This is a genomic window from Rhodanobacter sp. Root561, from assembly GCF_001427365.1.
Taxonomy (GTDB): domain Bacteria; phylum Pseudomonadota; class Gammaproteobacteria; order Xanthomonadales; family Rhodanobacteraceae; genus Rhodanobacter.
In genome coordinates this window covers 154,611-172,161 of sequence record NZ_LMGH01000013.1, presented here as the reverse complement: position 1 = coordinate 172,161, position 17,551 = coordinate 154,611, and the positions used below count along the sequence as shown (strand labels likewise).

The 17,551-nt window shown below is 66.7% G+C and carries 10 protein-coding genes; 4 read left to right on the top strand and 6 right to left on the bottom strand.

Going from position 1 to position 17,551, the window contains the following annotated elements; genetic code table 11:
- Positions 1-34: 34 nt before the first annotated feature.
- From ASD55_RS13060 to ASD55_RS13050, 3 genes are read right to left on the bottom strand one after another with little or no spacing between them, the layout of a single operon-like run.
- Complete coding sequence (locus tag ASD55_RS13060; protein WP_056766988.1) at positions 35-2,089, bottom strand: FAD-dependent oxidoreductase; 2,055 nt, start codon at positions 2,087-2,089, stop codon at positions 35-37.
- Between the two features lie 5 nt (positions 2,090-2,094).
- Positions 2,095-3,444, bottom strand: a complete 1,350-nt coding sequence (locus tag ASD55_RS13055) for an amino acid permease (protein WP_235577811.1) — start codon at positions 3,442-3,444, stop codon at positions 2,095-2,097.
- Between the two features lie 12 nt (positions 3,445-3,456).
- Complete coding sequence (locus ASD55_RS13050; RefSeq protein WP_056766728.1) at positions 3,457-4,527, bottom strand: aromatic ring-hydroxylating dioxygenase subunit alpha; 1,071 nt, start codon at positions 4,525-4,527, stop codon at positions 3,457-3,459.
- 280 nt (positions 4,528-4,807) lie between these two features.
- Here ASD55_RS13050 and ASD55_RS13045 point away from each other — a divergent pair, with 280 nt between their 5' ends.
- The 4 genes from ASD55_RS13045 (at position 4,808) to ASD55_RS13030 (ending at position 12,857) form a co-directional block, all read left to right on the top strand.
- On the top strand, positions 4,808-6,826 hold the full coding sequence (locus ASD55_RS13045; protein WP_056766726.1) for a tetratricopeptide repeat-containing sulfotransferase family protein: 2,019 nt from the start codon (positions 4,808-4,810) through the stop codon (positions 6,824-6,826).
- Positions 6,827-6,902: 76 nt separating this feature from the next.
- Complete coding sequence (locus tag ASD55_RS13040) at positions 6,903-9,422, top strand: TonB-dependent receptor (protein ID WP_200946193.1); 2,520 nt, start codon at positions 6,903-6,905, stop codon at positions 9,420-9,422.
- A gap of 433 nt (positions 9,423-9,855) precedes the next feature.
- Positions 9,856-11,175, top strand: coding sequence for an MFS transporter (locus ASD55_RS13035; protein WP_056766982.1), 1,320 nt, complete (start codon positions 9,856-9,858; stop codon positions 11,173-11,175).
- An 83-nt stretch (positions 11,176-11,258) separates the two neighbouring features.
- The gene (locus ASD55_RS13030; RefSeq protein WP_157599002.1) at positions 11,259-12,857 is read left to right on the top strand and encodes a carboxylesterase family protein; all 1,599 of its coding nucleotides are present in this window, start codon (positions 11,259-11,261) and stop codon (positions 12,855-12,857) included.
- An 83-nt stretch (positions 12,858-12,940) separates the two neighbouring features.
- Here the strand turns inward: ASD55_RS13030 and ASD55_RS13025 are convergent, their stop codons facing one another.
- The 3 genes from ASD55_RS13025 to ASD55_RS13015 all read right to left on the bottom strand — a co-directional run bounded on the left by ASD55_RS13025 (position 12,941) and on the right by ASD55_RS13015 (position 17,537).
- On the bottom strand, positions 12,941-13,549 hold the full coding sequence (locus ASD55_RS13025; protein ID WP_200946191.1) for a TetR/AcrR family transcriptional regulator: 609 nt from the start codon (positions 13,547-13,549) through the stop codon (positions 12,941-12,943).
- A 120-nt stretch (positions 13,550-13,669) separates the two neighbouring features.
- The gene (locus tag ASD55_RS13020; protein ID WP_056766723.1) at positions 13,670-15,274 is read right to left on the bottom strand and encodes an AMP-binding protein; all 1,605 of its coding nucleotides are present in this window, start codon (positions 15,272-15,274) and stop codon (positions 13,670-13,672) included.
- Between the two features lie 67 nt (positions 15,275-15,341).
- Positions 15,342-17,537 carry a TonB-dependent receptor gene (locus ASD55_RS13015; RefSeq protein WP_200946189.1) on the bottom strand — a complete coding sequence of 732 codons (2,196 nt, stop codon included), beginning with the start codon at positions 17,535-17,537 and terminating at the stop codon, positions 15,342-15,344.
- Positions 17,538-17,551 lie beyond the last annotated feature (14 nt).

The window sequence follows — 17,551 nt, the reverse complement described above, 5'->3', positions numbered from 1 at the left end:
GCGACCGCGCTGCGCCCGTGAGCCTGGGCGATCGTCACTCGATGTGGAAATGGCGTTTGAACGGGACGCCGACGGCGGCGGGCTCTTCCAGTTCGCGCGCATAGCGATGCCCCGCATACACCGCGTGGGCGATCAGACCCGGCGCCTCGGCGTCGCCGATGCAGCGCAGTGATTGCAGGCCCGCAGCGGACCACTCGGGCTCGCGCCGCAACAGCTCCTGGTACAGCGCTTCGTCGGGCAGGCGGGCGGTGACCGTGACGACAGCGTCGCAGGCCAGCTCGCGACGCTGGTGGTCCCACACGTTTTCGATGGCGAGCGTGCTGCCGGCATAGCCGACGATGTCGTGCGACACGACCGCCTCGATGCCAAGCTTGGCCATCCGCTTGCGGATGTGCCGGTAGTCCAGCGTGTGCTGGCTCCACGGCGCGACGCTGTCCTCCGGCGTCAGATACGCCACTTCGCAACCGCGCAGGCGCAAGGCTTCGGCTGCGATGCCCGCGTGGTAGAAACCGTCATCGTCGAACACCACCACGCGGCCCTCGGGCAGACGGCCATCCATCAGGTCGTCGGGCGTATAGATGCGCGCGCCGTCGGCGAAGCCGTCGATGGCCGCGCCGTGGCTGCGGCCGTAGCCGTCGCGGCGCCAGTGGCAGCCGGTGGCGATCACCACGTGCTCGGCGCCGAAGTCCAGCACGTCCTGCGCGGTGAGTTCGGAATCGAGATAGACGGCTATATTCGCCAGCTTGCGGATCTGGCCGACGCGCCAGTCGCGCACGCGCGCCCATTCGGCCAGGCCCGGCAGGCGCGCTTCGCGAGTGACGCGGCCGCCGAGTTCCTTGCGCGCCTCGGCCAGGCTCACCTCGTAGCCGCGCTGGCCCAGCGCGCGCGCCGCTTCCAGTCCGGCCGGGCCGGCGCCGACCACCAGCACGCGCGCCGCCGAGCGCTTCGGCGCGATGCGCTCCGGGTGCCAGCCCTTGCGCCACTCCTCGCCCATGGTCGGGTTCTGCGTGCAGCGGATCGGCGAGATCGTCATGTCGCCGGAAACGCAGATGTTGCAGCCGATGCATTCGCGGATGTCGTCGCTGCGGCCTTCTTCGATCTTCTTCGGCAGGAACGGATCGGCGATCGACGGACGCGCGCAGCCGATCATGTCGAGCACGCCGCGCTTGAGTTGCGAGACCATGGTGTCGGGCGAGGTGAAGCGGCCCACGCCGACCACCGGCTTGCTGGTGGTCTTCTTCACGAAGTCGATGAACGGCTCCTGCGCGCCTTCGGCGGCAAAGCGCGAGGGCACCGAGTCGTTGTACCAGGCGGCCACGTTCACGTCCCACAGGTCGGGCAGCTCGGCCAGCATGGCGACGATTTCCTTCGCCTCGGCCAGCTCGACGCCGCACGGCCCCAGCAGCTCCTCGGTGGCGAAGCGCAGCGCCACGGCGCAGGTGTCGCCCACCGCATCCTTGGTGTCTTCGAGCACCTCGCGCAGCAGCCGCACGCGATTCTCCAGCGAGCCGCCGTACTCATCGCTGCGCTGGTTGCGCCGGCGCTGCAGGAAGTGCATCGCCAGCGACAGGTCGTGCGCGGCGTAGACGTAGATGATGTCCATGCCCGCGCGCCTGCCGCGGACGGCTGCTTCGCGATGCCAGCGGCGGTATTCGCGGATGTCGTGCTTCGTCATTGCCCGCGCCTGGTGCGGGTAGCCGTACTTGGTCGGCTGGTGCGACGGCGCGATCAGCACTTCGCGCGAATACAGGTTCGACGCGGTGGGGCCGTTATGGGTGAGTTCCAAGGCGGCCAGCGCGCCGTGCGCGTGCACCTTGTCGCACATCAGCGCCAGCGCGGGGATGTCGCGATCGTCCCACAGCCGCGCCTCCACGTACGGCGTGAGATCGCCGCTGGGGTGGATCTCGCACTCCTCGGTGGAGACCACCGCCCAGCCGCCCTCGGCCTTCATCTCGCGCATCGCCGCATGGGCCAGCGGCATCGCGTGGCCCATGCCGTTGCAGTGCGGCACCTGGAAGAAGCGGTTCTTCGCGGTGACCGGGCCGATCTTCACCGGTTCGAACAGGATGTCGTAGCGGGGGTCGCGCATGGTGCTCAGGCCTCGGTGGCGGCGACCGGCTTGCGCCGCCACCGCATGAAGACATACAGCGGCAGGCCCGCGGCGATCAGCCCCAGCGCATACACGAACGGCCCGCCGCCGATGCCGACGAAGGCGAACACCACATACGCCGTGCCGATGCCCGCCACCAGCAGCACGCCGCGCCCGCTGCAGCCCGGCGCGCCGCGCCGCCACAGCACCGCCAGCGCCAGCGCGCAGGCCAGGTACAGGGGCAGGTTCGCCGCCGTCACCACCAGGGTGATGAAGGTGAACGCCGCCACCAGCGAACTGCTGTAGCTCATCCACACCATCACCGAGGCCAGCGTCGCGGTGATCAGCAGGGCGGCAACCGGCGCGCCATGACGGTTGCTGCGCGCAAGCAACGGTGGCAGCACGCCGTTGTCCGCCATGGTGCGGGTCAGTTGTCCGGCCAGCAGGGTCCAGCCATTCAGGGCGCCGAGTCCGCTGATCACCACGAACAGCGCCAGCCAGCGACCCGACCCGGCATGGCCGAACGTGTCCATCAACAGCGCGAATGGCGCGCTGGCGCTGGCCAGCACGTCCTGCCGCAGCAACAGCAGCGGCACGGTCGACACCACGACGTAGATCAGCGCGACCACCACCGCGCCCGTCATCGTGGCGCGCGGAATGGTGCGGCCGGGGTTGTCCACGCGGCTGGCCGGAATGCTGGCCGATTCGATGCCCAGCATCGCGAACAACGCGATGGTGGAGGCCGCCATCACGCCGGCAAGCGTCACCGGGGTGGTCGGCGGATGGGCCGCATAGCTGCCCGGCGAGTTCAGCAACACCCAGCCGCCAAGCACGGCGATCGCCAGCATCGGCAGCAGCTTCAGCGTGGTGGTGACGATCTGCACGATGCCGCCGGTACGCACGCCGAGCAGGTTGACCAGGGTGAACAGCCACACCAGCACCAGGGCAAACCACACCGGTGGAATGACGCCGAGTGCCGGCATCACCACGGTGACGTAGCCCACCACGCCGGTGGCCAGCGCCGCGTTGGTCAGCCACAGCGACACCCAGTACGCCCACATCGACATGTAGGCCGGCAGCTCGCCCAGCGTGTCGCGGACATAGCCGTAAGGGCCATCGGCGGCAGGCAGCGCCGCGGACAGATGCGCGAACACCCGCGCCAGGGTGAGGCAGCCGAACAGGGTGATGCCCCAGCCGATCAGCGCGTTGAAACCGAACGGCGCCAGCGACGAGGGCAGCAGGAAGATGCCCATGCCGATCACGTTGCCGACCACCAGCGCGGTGCAGGTCCAGAAGCCGATCAGGCTGCGGTCACGCATCTCGACGCGCACCTGTCCGCTTCGGTGGCAGCGCATGCGGCGACGAGTTCATGCAGATTTGCCGGCCGGCCCCGCATAGGCCGCGCGCAACAGGTTCTGGAAATGCCATACGCCGCTTTCGCGCTTCGGGTTGAGCCGGCCGGGCATGTATGCGCCGGAGGCCAGCCCGCGCTGCACCGCCTCGCAGATGCCGATGTCCTCGTTCTGCACCTCGTCGCTGAAGCTGCGGTCGGCCTCCATGCGCGCCTGCGCCGCGGCGTCCTGCGCGTAGTAGTAGTCGAACACGATGCGGCAGCGGCCCGGGCCCAGCGGCAGGATGCGGTTGGTCTGCAACCTCCCCGGCATGATGTTGAGCATCACGTTGGGATAGATGAAGTAGTAGAACGCCTCGCCGTCGCCGTAGATGTCGGTGCTGTTGCGCAGCGGCGAGGACTGCAGCGAGTGCCAGGCGAACAGCTCGGTGTCGTAGGCGCGGTAGTCGAGCACCTTCGACAGGCCCGGATGCACGTGCGGCAGGTGGTAGCCCTCGAGGTAATTGTCGACGTAGACCTTCCAGTTGCAGTCGATGTCGTAGGTGTCGCGGCGCAGGTAGCGCATCGCCGCCAAGTCGATCGGCGCGATGCGTTCGGCGATGCCGCCATAGACCTCCTCGAACGGCGGCACGGCAGCGTCCAGCGCCACGAACACCAGCCCCTGCCATTCGTGCACGCGCAGCGGCGGCAGGCGGATGTCCTCCACCCGGAAGTCGGCGGCGTCCTGCATCTCCGGCGCGCTGCGCAGCTGGCCTTCCAGCGTGTAGGTCCAGCCGTGGTACTTGCAGTGCAGCGCCCGCGCGCCCTTGCCGTCGCACAGCGCCAGCGGACCGGCGCGGTGGCGACAGACATTGGGAAAGGCCCGCAGCACGCCATCCTGGCCGCGCACCAGCAGCAGGGGCACGCCGCCGACCTGATCAACCACGTGATCGCCCGGCTCGGCCAGCTGCTCCCGATGGGCCACCAGTTGCCAACTGCGTGCGAACACCGCGCGCTGCTCCATCGCCAGCATCGCCTCCCCCGCGTAGTAGCGCGCCGGCAAGGCGTGTGCCCGGTCGAGCGGTTCGACGACGGTGTCGGTGTGCATGGATTGCTGTCCCCCGGTTGGATGGCCGCGAACAACCCGGCCGATGCGACCCGCCCAGCCCGGCGGAGGCGTCCGGCTGAGCCTAGCGCTTGTGTCGAACCGGCGGCAACCGCAGCTGCGCCGCGCCGGCCGGCGCCACTATCTCCCAGCCGGATTCGGTTGTAGATTGCGGCGAACCCCGCGAGAGGCCGCTACCTTCCATGTCAGGCGCCGCACCGCTGTCGTCACTCCGGCCCGTCGCCCCGCGTGGGGCGTTCCCGTCGCCAGCACGAGGCGGCGCATGATCGCCGCTTCGGCCAGCGGCACGCTGGAGCAGGCGTTGGCGCACGCGGAGCGGTTGCTGCAACGCGACCCGGCGCTGGCGGTGGAACAGCTCGAAGAAATTTTGCAGGCGGTCGGCGCGCATCCGTTGGCGCTGCAATTGCTGGCGGCCGCGCGCTTGCGCCAGGGCGATGCGCAGGCCGCGCTCGACATCCTGCTTCCGCTGGCGCCGTCGCAACCGGCATGGGCTGCGCTGCAGTTCGACCTGGGCGTGGTGCTGGGTCGGCTCGGCCGCGGCGAAGACGCGATCGCCGCGCTGCGCCGCGCGGTCGCACTGCAACCCGACCTGCCGCAAGCCTGGCGCGAACTCGGCGACCACCTGATGGCAGCCGGCGAGCAGGACGCGGCGGACGCCGCCTATGCCCGGCACGTGTTGCACTCCACCCATGACCCGCGCCTGATGGGCGCGGCCGTGGCGCTCGCCGAAGGCCGCGTTCCGCAGGCCGAGGCGCTGCTGCGCGAGCATCTGAAACAGGCGCCCACCGACGTGGCGGCGATCCGCATGTTCGCCGAAGTCGCCGCCCGCGTGGGCCGCAACGAGGATGCGCTGAACCTGCTGGCGCGCTGCCTCGAACTGGCCCCCGGCTTCGACGCCGCGCGCCAGCACTACGCCATGGTCCTGCATCGCAGCAACCAGCCCGAACAGGCGCTGGCGCAGATCGAACACCTGCTGGCCAACGATCCGCAACACCCGGCCTACCGCAACCTCAAGGCGGTGGTGCTGTGCCGCATCGGCGATTACGAGCCGGCCCTCGCGATCTACGCCGACCTGGTGCAACGCTACCCGGACAACCCGCGGGTGTGGATGAGCTATGGCCACGCGCTGAAGACCGCCGGCTTCGGCGAACGCGCGATCGCCGCCTACCGGCACAGCCTGGAGCGCCTGCCCTCGTTCGGCGAAGTCTGGTGGAGCCTGGCCAACCTCAAGACCTTCCGCTTCAGCGCGGCCGACCTCGCCACGATGAGCGACCAGCTGGCGCGCAGCGACCTGTCGGACGAAGACCGCCTGCACATGGAGTTCGCGATGGGCAAGGCGCGCGAGGATGCCGACGCCTGCGCGGATTCGTTCGCCCACTACGCACGCGGCAACGCGATCCGCCGCGCGCAACTGCACTACAGCGCGGACGCGACCAGCGCGCGGGTGGACCGCGCCTGCGCGCACTACACCGGCGAGTTCTTCGGCGCGCGCGCGGGCGTGGGCTGCCCGGCGCGCGATCCGATCTTCGTCGTTGGCCTGCCGCGCGCCGGTTCCACCCTGATCGAGCAGATCCTGTCCAGCCACAGCCAGGTCGAGGGCACGATGGAGCTGCCCGAAGTCGCCTCGATCACCCGCGGCCTGCGCCGGCAGGGCGAGGGTGAAGGCGCGACGCCCTACCACGACGCGCTGGCCGCGCTCGACGCCGACGCGCTGCGCGCGCTCGGCGAGCGCTACCTCGCGCACACGCGCATCCATCGCAAGACCTCGGCACCGCTGTTCATCGACAAGATGCCGAACAACTTCATGCACATCGGCCTGATCCAGCTGATGCTGCCGAACGCCCGAATCATCGACGCGCGCCGGCATCCGCTGGCGTGCTGCTTCTCGGCGTTCAAGCAGCACTTCGCGCGCGGGCAGAGCTTCAGCTACGACCTGGAAGACGTCGGGCGCTACTACCACGACTACGTCCGCCTGATGGCGCACTTCGACACGGTGCTGCCCGGGTGCATCCACCGCGTGTTCTACGAGCGCATGGTGGCCGACACCGAGGGCGAGGTTCGTCGCCTGCTGGATTATTGCGGCCTGCCATTCGAGGACGCGTGCCTGCGCTTCTTCGAGAACCCGCGACCGGTGCACACCGCCAGTTCGGAGCAGGTGCGCCGCCCGATCTATCGCGAGGGCGTGGATCACTGGCGCCACTTTGCGCCGTGGCTGGGGCCGCTGGAACAGGCACTCGGGCCGGTGCTGGACAGCTATCCCGAGGTGCCAGGGTTCATCTGAAAGTTGGGGGTTGGGTTGGTTTGCCGTTCACCGGATGAGGGGAAATCGCATGCATGCAAGCAGTTCCAGACAGGCCATGAACGCCCGACGGGCGACGTTGATCCGGTTGCCGCTGGCGGCCGCCATCTGTCTCGCCATGGCGGCGCCCGCCATGGCGCAGGACACCGGACAGTCCACGCCGCCCGACACCACGTCGTCGACAAAGAAAGCCACCACGCTCAGCGTGGTCACGGTGACCGCGCAGAAACGCACGGAGAACCTGCAGAAGGTGCCGATCAGCATGGACGTGCTGGCCACCGACCAGCTCGAAGCGCTGCACGTGAAGAGTTTCGACGACTACGTGAAATACCTGCCCAGCGTGACGTTCCAGCAGGGCGGTGGCGGCATCGCCACCGGCCCCGGCTTCGTCTCGATCTACATGCGCGGCGTGACCAGTGGCGGCAACACCAACCACTCCGGTTCGCAGCCGAGCGTGGGCGTGTACCTCGACGACCAGCCGGTGACGACGATCCAGGGCCCGCTCGACATCCACATGTACGACATTGCCCGCATCGAAGTGCTGGCCGGCCCGCAGGGCACGTTGTACGGCGCCAGCGCCGAGGCCGGCGCCCTGCGCATCATCACCAACAAGCCCGACCCCAGCGGCTACGCGGCCAGCTACAGCCTGGGCGTGGACACGCTCGCCCACGGCGGCATCGGCTACACGGGCGAGGGCATGCTCAACCTGCCGATCAACTCGACGGCCGCGATCCGCCTGGTCGGCTGGCGCGAGCACGACGCCGGCTACATCGACAACAAGGCCGGCTCGCGTACTTTCCCCACCTCGGGCATCACCATCAGCAACGCGCCTGGCTGCACGGCGAGCGGAACCGCGCCCTCGTCGGCATCCCAGTGCGTCGGCCATGCAAAAGACAACTACAACGACGCCAACATCACCGGCGCGCGCGCCGCGCTGAAGGTCGACCTCGACGACAACTGGTCGATCACGCCGATGCTGATGGGGCAGCAGACCATCTCGCACGGCAACTTCGCCAGCGACCCGGCGGTGGGCGACCTGGCCGTCACGCATTTCTATCCCGAGCGCGTCAACGATCGCTGGTGGCAGGGCGCGCTGACCGTGCAGGGCAAGATCGGCAACTTCGACCTGACCTATGCCTACGCGCACCTCAAGCGCAATCAGGAGGAGCAGACCGACTACAGCGACTACGGCTTCTGGTACGACGCGCTGTACGGTTCCGGCGCGTATTTCTACGACAACAGCGGCGCGCTGATCAATCCGTCGCAACACATCAGCGATCGCGACGGCTACACCAACAGCAGCCACGAGCTGCGCCTGGTCTCGCCGGCGGACGATCGCCTGCGCCTGGTCGCCGGCGCGTTCTGGCAGAAGCAGAAACACGACATCATGCAGAACTACCAGGTCGACGGCCTGGCCGACGCGCTCTCCGTCAGCGGCTGGAGCGACACCATCTGGCTGACCCGGCAGATGCGCTACGACCGCGACGAGGCGCTGTTCGGCGAACTGTCGTGGGATTTCATCCCCGACGTGCTCACCGGCACCTTCGGCGAGCGCTACTACCGCACCAGCAACCAGCTGTACGGCTACTTCGGCTACGGCGCGGGCTTCTCCTCCAGCCAGGGCGAGGCCGCCTGCGTGTCGCCCGAGCCGTTCATGGGCGCGCCGTGCCTGGACTTCAACAAGAAGGTGAAGGAGAGCGGCAACCTCACCAAGTTCAACCTGACCTGGAACATCAGCGACACCAAGATGATCTACGCCACCCGCTCCGAGGGCTTCCGCCCTGGCGGCGTCAATCGGCGCGGCACCTTGCTGCCGTACCACGCCGACTTCCTGATCAACCAGGAGCTGGGCTGGAAGACCTCATGGCTGAACAACCGGGTGTCCTTCAACGGCGCGGTGTTCCGCGAAACCTGGAACGACTTCCAGTTCCCGATCCTCGGCGCGAACGGCCTCACCGAAATCAAGAACGCCAACTCCGCCCGCATCGAGGGCCTCGAATCGCAACTGAACTGGCAGGCCACCTACAACCTGCAACTGACCGCCGGCTGGGCGCTGTATCGCGCGCGGCTGACCGCCAACTACTGCGGCTTCACCGACGCGAGCGGGCGCCCGATCACCGACTGCCCGCCCGGCTCGCTCAATCCGCAGGATGGCAGCGTGGTGTCCGGGCCGCTGGCGCCCAGGGGTACCCAGCTGCCGATCACGCCGAAGTTCAAGGGCAACCTGATCGCGCACTACAGCTTCAACATCGGTGACAGCGACGCGTTCGTGCAGGCGGCCCTGGTCCACGTCGGCAAGCGCACCACCGACCTGCGCCTGAGCGAGCGGGCGCTGCTCGGCGACCTGCCCGCCTACACCACGCTGGACCTGTCCGCCGGCGTGCAGAAAGGCAGCTGGTCGGCCGACGTCTACATCAACAACGCGTTCGACAAGCGCTCGGCGCAATACAAGTACACCGAGTGCGGCGTCGACGTCTGCGGCGCGCACGGCGTGGTGGCGCCATACCCGAACGGTCAGGTCTACACCGGCTACAGCCTGCCGCGCACCATCGGCATCCGCTTCAAGCAGGAGTTCTAGTCGTCCGCGACACGCCGCCGCCCCGCACGAATGGGGCGGCGGCGTGTCGTCGTGCGCGCGATGTGACGCCGGATCGAGTCCGCTGGTCCATCAGGGGTCAGGCGATCGCCAAATAATATTCACACTCATGATAGTTAATATTGACGAGTGGTGAATTTGTCCGCATGATGCAACGGCAAGGGCCTTTCCCGGCACCACGCGTAAAAGGTGGCTGCAGGGGCGGAACGGGAAGGCGTGCCGGACGCACGATTCGAGTCAGGCAGAGCGGGTAGTTCGGCAAGTCCGGGGAAACTGGAACTCCTTCAGTGAGGTGAGTCCGTGCGAGCGAAACTTCGTCTTTGGCGGTTCCCCCGGTATCCATGCCGGAATGCATTGCCGCCCGGGGGTATCCGGCGGCTGCGAATTCTCGCGCACGACGGCGCCCGTGACGATCATGCACGGTAACGAGTCCGCGATTCCGGTTTCCCAAGCATCGACCATGCCCGGCGTGCGGGCCTGGCTCGCGCTGGGCGTCCTGTGTTTCGTGTACGTCCTGAACTTTCTGGACCGGCAACTGCTGGCCATCCTCGCCAAGCCCATCCAGGACGCGCTGGATCTTTCCGACGGCCAGCTGGGGCTGATCGGCGGCCTCTACTTCGCGTTGTTCTACACGTTCATATCGATCCCGATCGGCTGGCTGGCCGACAAGACGAATCGCGTCAGGGTGTTGTCGCTGGCTTGCGCCGTCTGGAGCGCCGCCACCATGGCGTGTGGCCTGGCCCGCACCTATCCCGAGCTGGCCATTGCACGCATGACGACCGGCTTCGGGGAGGCCGGCGGCGTCCCGCCGTCCTACGCGATCATTTCCGACTACTTCCCGCCTGGCTGGCGTGGCCGGGCACTGGGCATCTACAACCTCGGTCCGCCGATCGGCGCTGCCCTGGGCGTGGCGTTTGGCGCATCCATCGCGGTCGTGTTCGGCTGGCGATATGCGTTCATCGTTCTCGGCGGCGTGGGCGTGTTGACGGCGGGCGTCCTCAGCCTCGCGGTACGCGAACCGCGAAAGGGAGGCCTGGACGACGTCTGCCCGGGCGACATCCGCCCATCGGGATTCATCGAGACCCTGAAGATGTTCGTTTCGCATCCCGCGCTGATGCTTGCCGCGTTCGGAAGCGCCGCGACGCAGATGATCACCTATGGCATGGGCAACTTCACCACCCTGTTCCTGATGCGCGAGAAAGGCATGACCCTGGATGAGGTCGCGGTGTACTACGCGCTGGTCATCGCCATCGGGATGGGCGGGGGCATGATGGTCTCCGGGAGGATGCTGGATCACTTCACCCGACGCAGCCGGACCGCCTATGGCCTGCTCCCCGCCATCTCCCTGGTGGTCGCCCTGCCGCTTTACGTGGGCTTCGTATGGGCGCCTGGATGGGCGCTATCGCTCTGGTTCCTGCTCGGCGTGGCGTTTCTCAACTACTTCTATCTCACCGCGTCGGTGACGCTGGTCCAGCAGGAAGTCCGTCCGGACCAGCGCGTCATGTCGGGCGCATTGCTGCTGCTGGTCATGAACTTCATCGGCCTGGGCCTGGGCCCGACCTACGTGGGATTGCTCAGCGACTACTTCCACGCCAGCGACCCGATGCATTCGTTGCAGACCGCCCTGTACCTGCTGATACCTTTCTACATCGTTGCCATCGTGCTGTTTCTGTTTCTGGCGCGGGTGCTGCGTCGCCAGGATCGTGCCATCAAGAACGGAGGAATCATGTCGTGATGCCGCTACGCACGGGCGCCCTGGGCGTCCTGATCGTTTGCATTGCCTGCCTGGCTCCGTCTTATTCGCACGAAGGTCCCGCCATGTCGTCCACCTCGAAGACCCAGTCCGCGCCCGTGGTGGACACCTCCACCGGCCGCGTGCAGGGACTGGCTGCCGGCGCGCTGAACGTGTTCAAGGGCATACCGTATGCCGCGCCACCGGTCGGCGCGCTGCGCTGGAAGGCACCGGTGGCGATGCCGGCGTGGTCGGGCATCCGGGAAGCCACGGAGTTCGGCGCCGCCTGCCTGCAGCCCAAGCCCAAACTCTCGAACATCTACGAAGGCAAGCCGGTTCCGATGAGCGAGGACTGCCTGACGCTGAACGTCTGGGCACCCAGGGACACGCGGAACGCGCCCGTGTTTGTCTGGATCTACGGTGGCGCCTTGTGGGGCGGCTCGAACCGCGACCCGCTTTACGACGGGGCACGTCTGGCCGAGCGCGGCATCATCGTGGTCTCCATCAATTACCGCCTGGGGCCGCTCGGCTGGCTCGCGCTTCCGGCGCTGAGCGCCGAGTCTCCGCTCGGCGTTTCCGGCAACTACGGCCTGCTCGACCAGATTGCCGCGCTGCGCTGGGTCAAGGAGAACATCGGCGCCTTCGGCGGCGATTCCGCGAACGTCACGATCGCGGGCGAATCCGCGGGCGGCTTGAGCGTCATGTATCTCATGGCTTCGCCGCAGGCGCGCGGCCTGTTCGCGAAAGCCATCGCGGAAAGCGCGTACATGATCTCCATGCCGGAACTGAAAAGGAACAGCCACGGCATGCCGGCTGCGGAAGAAGGCGGCACCAGACTGGCCGCCGCGCTGCATGCGCCTGATCTTGCCGCACTGCGCGCCATGGACGCGGGCAAGCTGACCGAAGCCGCGGCAGCGGCCGGATTCGCGCCGTGGGTGACTGTCGACGGCCACCTGGTACCGGATCAGCTGGTCGACATTTTCGAGAAGGGCGAACAGGCGCGAGTCCCGCTGCTGGCCGGCTTCAACAGCGGTGAAATCCGTTCGCTGCGGGTCCTGGCGCCGCCTCCGCCAGCCAGCGCCGCGGAGTACGAGCGCAGCATCCGTGAGCGCTACGGCGATCTTGCGGATGACTTCCTGCGCCTGTATCCCGGTGACAACCTGGAAGAGAGCATCCTCGCCACGACCAGGGACGCGCTGTACGGGTGGACCGCGGAGAAACTGGTGCGGGCGCAGACGAAGTTTGGCCAGCCGGGCTATCTCTACTACTTCGATCATGGCTATCCGGCAGCCGATGCCGCCCACCTGCATGGCTTCCATGCCAGCGAACTGCCTTACGTGTTCGGCAATTTCGACGGCACCCCGCCACGGTGGCCGAAGGTGCCCGAGACGCTGCCGCAACGCAGGCTTTCCGATGCGATGGCCGGTTACTGGACCAGCTTCGCGCGCACGGGAAAGCCGATGGCCAGGGGAGGACCCGAGTGGCCGGCATTCGGCTCGAACCGGGCCTACATGGCGTTCACCGATGGCCCGCAGCCCTCGAAGGATCTGCTGCCGGGCATGTACCAGCTGGTCAACGAGGTCGTCTGTCGGCGCCGGGCCAGCGGCGATCAGCCGTGGAACTGGAACGTGGGCATCGTGGCGCCGCCACTGCCCGCCGTTGACGCCAAGTGCGCGCCACGCTGAACGGCCTGCGCCCCACGGCAGGAAGCTCCGGAAACAACATGAAGAGGTGTGGCGCCCAGTTCGATCTGCGCGCCGCGACTTGCTCAGTGTCCCAACGCGAGAAACCCGGCCGCCATGAACCGGGTAATCCGTTGCTTGACGGCCGGGAAGTCATCCGAGCGACAGACCCCACCAGATAACCGATCGATGCGGCCGGTGCGGGCGAGCGTGTTCATCAGGGCACCGGTCACGAAGTGGTAGCCCCAGAAGATGTCCTCCGCCGAATAGTCGGGCAGCGCACGCTTCAGGATACCCACCAGCTTGAGCACCACCGGATCAAAATGGACATCCATCAGCGCGGCCCCTTCGGGCGTGTTGCTGACTCGCGCGCTGAAGGCCCCGTAGTTCATCCAGTGCTCGCCTCCCTCGTAGTAGAGGTCGAGATCGGTGTCGAGAAAGGCGTGAAGCGCGCCCTCGACGGTGGGCGAGTCTCCCGCCTCTGCCTCGTATTCTTCCAGCGCCGTCATGCGCCGGCTGCTGGTGACGCCGGCGCGCCGGGCAAATACCGCCTCGAACAAGGTCTGCTTGTCCTGGAAGTAGTAGTGGACGAGTGTCGTGTGGATGCCGACGCGTTTGGCGACATCGCTCAAGGTGACGCCATACAGTCCGTTCCTGGAAAACAGGAACTCCGCAGCGTCGAGGATCTGCTCCATGCTCTCGGCGCGCTGCTCGGCCTTCCGGCGAGGAGCGCGCTTTTTGGTTTCCCTTGGCATCTCGATACGGCAACCACTTTGAAGAGCGTTGATCAGTCTATGCACCGCTGCCGCGGGGCGTCAACAATCCGGGTTCTCGTCATCCAGGTCGATGCCGCCGAACGTCGAACGAAGCCGCAGCTTGTCGATTTTGCCGGTAGCCGCCAGCGGCATGGCGCTGACGAGTTCGACCCGATCGGGGATCCACCAATCCGCGACCTTGCCCTTCAACCAGGCAAGCAACTCAGCGGATTCAAGCGCCATTCCTCCGCGCGGCTCGACCACGAGCACCGGACGCTCGCCCCATTTTTCGTCGGCCCTGCCGATGACCGCCACCAGACTGACAGCCGCGTGCTGACCCACGATGTCCTCGATTTCCGACGGGTTGATCCATTCACCACCGGACTTGATCAGATCCTTCGACCGCCCGCGAATGGCGAGATTTCCGTCTTCATCGATGCTGGCCAGGTCGCCGGTCTCGAAGTAGCCATCGTCATCGAGCACATCCACATCGCTCCTGTAGTAGCGATCGATGACGCTGGCGCCCTTGATCCTGAGGTGCCCGGTCACGCCGCGCTGGCGGGACAGCGTCTTTCCATCGGCATCCGTCAGCCTGATGTCGACACCCATCACGGGGCGGCCGGAAGTCTGGTTTCCGAGTGACCGACGGGCGGGCGAAGCCATGGTGCCGGTGGGGTACAACTCGGTCATGCCCCAACTGGTCTGTATCCGGACACCGAGCCGCTCCTCCATTCGTCGGATCAGCGTCTCCGGACAACTCGAGCCGCCGATGAGGATGCGTTCGAGGTCGGGCAGTTCGCCTCCGACGGCACCGAGATGATCGATCACGCCCAGCCAGAGCGTATGGACACCGACGGCGACGGTAACCTTTTCATCGCGCAACAGTGCGGCCAGGCTGGCGCCGTCCGCATGCCGGCCCGGCAGCACGAGCTTCGCGCCCACCGCAGGTACGGCGAAAGGCAGACCCCACCCATTGGCATGGAACATGGGAACCGCTGCCAGCACCACGTCGCGGTCGGTCAGTGCGATGGCATCGGCCTGGAGTACCCGCAGCGTGTGCAGGTAGTTGCCACGATGGGTGTAGAGCACGCCCTTGGGTGGCCCGGTCGTGCCGGAGGTGTAGCAAAGCCCGGCGGGCACCTCTTCGTCAAACTCGCCCCATGCGACCGGCGTACCGCGCTGGTCGAGCAGCGTTTCAAGAAGCCATGATCTGGCCGTCCATTCCTGAGCGGAAGAATCGCCGGGAAGCTCGCCGTCCATGACCACCACATGCTCGATCGTGGGACAAAGCGGCAGCAGCGCATCCAGGAAGGTGGCCAGGCTCGACGTCACAGCGAGCGCACGATCCCCTGCCTCGTTGATGATCGCGGCCAGGTGCTCGACGGTGTAGCGCGGATTCAGCGTATGGCAGACGAAGCCCGCTCCCATGGTCGCGTAATACATCTCGAAATGGTGCCGGGTATTCCAGCCGAGGGTGCCGACGCGATCACCGGGATGCAGGCCCAGCGAGCGCAAGGCGCCTGAAAGGCAGTTGCTGCGGTCTCTCAGTGCGGCATAACCGATGTGGTCCGTACCGCCCGCCTGTGCAGACACGACTTCGCGCTGCCCCCACCATTTGGCGGCGTGCTCCAGAAATTTGTCGACGGTCAGAGAATAGGATGGCATGCGGAAGAGACACCTTGCGCGGCCTCGCCGTGTCGCCGCACGGCAACACGGCGAGGCCGCTGCGCGATCATTGGAAGAAGTACGTGGCACGTATGCCGTATTGACGCGGGAACCCGGCAAACCGAAGCCCCGAATTGATGGCGCCGATGTAGTGCTGGTTGGTCAGGTTCGAGCCGTACAGGGTCGTGAGCCAGCTGCCGTGCGACCAGTCGATCTGGGCACCGAGCAGGTTGCGGCTTCCGATGCGGTCGCCGAGCGCCTCGTTCTCGAACAAGGTGGCCCACTGCCCCGCAATGTGCGCGTAGTTGATGCGGGGGGTGACCGTGTCGCTGCCGACATGGATGGTCCGCTGCAGACCCGTGTTGAACGTCAGCTTCGGCGCATAGGTTTGCTCGGTTCCGCCCAAGTTGCGGCAGGTGGCGCTTTGCGGGCCGCTGGCCGGATCGCAGAACGCGACCGAGGGAAGCCTGGGGTCGGTGGCGTAGAACTCGCCCACGTCGCTGTGCAGCCAGCCGAGATTGCCGTACACCGACCAGTCGCCGAAGGCCGCCTGGAGCTGTGCTTCAAACCCGTAGATCCTGGTGGGATGGGGCGTATTGAGCTCGATGCCGAAGGTGGGAAAGTCCGGGTAGCCGATGGTCACCTGGAAATTCTTGTAGTCGTTGTGGAACACATTGACCTGGGTGCGCAGGTGATCGTCCAGCCAGGCCGCCTTCCAGCCGGCTTCCAGGCTGGTCACCGTCTCGGCCTTGAACGGATCGGGCAAGCCGAGGCCCACCGGCACATTCAGACCGCCCGGGCGGTAGCCGCTGGCGGCAAAGGCATAGAGGAAGTTTCTTTCGCTGAGCGTCCAGTCCAGCGACACCTTGCCGGAGAAGTTCGAGTATCGGGCGGACTGGTCATCGATCAGCGGCAGACCGTACTGGACAACGGTCACGTGGTTGGTCGTGCGGTCCTTCGAATAGCGCCCGCCAACCGTGAGCTTGAGCCCGTCGGTGAGCTGGTATCCGACCTGGCCAAACACCGCGGTGTTCTTCTTGGGATTGGTTCCCTGCAGCGCGTACTCGGTGGCCGGGAAGCCTTCCGGCACGCCGATCAGGAATTGGCCGGGAGGAAACGTGTAGGTGTCCTTCTGCCAGTAGGCGCCGAGTACCCAGGTCAGCGGGCCGCTGTCGGGCGAAATCAGATTGAGTTCCTGGGAATAGATGGTTTCGTACACCAGGTCCCGGAACGTGCTGTTGCCCAGTTCGGTGCCATCCAGGTCGGCCTTGTACGCCGTGCTGCCATGCTGATAACCGGAGGTCGCCCGGAATTTCACCCCGTTGGCGAACTGGTAATCGATCTTCAGCACCGTGCGCGAAAATTGATCCAGCGCCTTCAGCGGAGCGTTGGCCGTGATGTTGAACGGGTCGTTGGGCGAGTTCACCGGATCGGCCGGATAGGCGCCCATGTCGATGTGGTTGTAGTCGGTCTTGAGCAGGGCCGAGAAGCTGTCACTGGGCTTCCAGAGCAGGCCGACGCGGGCACTGCGCGAGCGCAAACGGGCGTCGGATCCGCTGTACGGGCCGGAGATGTTCCAGAAGCTGCTCCGGTTGTCGCTGTTGACCGCGACGCGCGCCGCGAACGTGTTGCTGATGGGCAGGTTCACGGCGCCCTGCAGGGCCACGTCGCTGTAGTTGCCGGCCTGGCCCGACACGTAGCCCTGGTAACCGCCATTGATGACCGGGTCGTTCGAGCTGACCAGCACCGCGCCGCCGACCGCGTTCTGGCCGCCGAACGTACCTTGCGGACCGCGCAGGATCTGCACCGAGGCAATGTCGTAGTACGGCTCCTCGGCGAAGTAGCCGGGGAATGTCGGCACGCCGTCGCGGTAGACGATGACGCCCGTGCCGGTCTGCGTGTTGTGCTCCGCCTTGCCGATCCCGCGGATGTCGAAATCGATGCCCTGGCCGAAATTGTTCACGGTGGCCGAAGGGCTGGTGAACTGGAGCTGGTCAACCACGTTCACGCCGCGATTGAGCAAGTCGTCGCCGGTCAGCACCGTCGCCGCGATCGGCGTGGTCTGCAGGGATTCATCTCGCCGCTCCGCCGAAACGGTGACCGTTTTCAGCGTCGTGGCCTTGTCCTTGGCTTTCGATGGGGCCTGGTCGGACCCGGTATCGGATGATGCCGCCGTGGCTTGCGCCATCGCCCCACACCACGGCAAGGTCAGGAGCGCGAGCCCCAACCAGCGTGCGCGGCTCTTTCCAGAATTGATCTTCATCTCTCCCCTCCCAT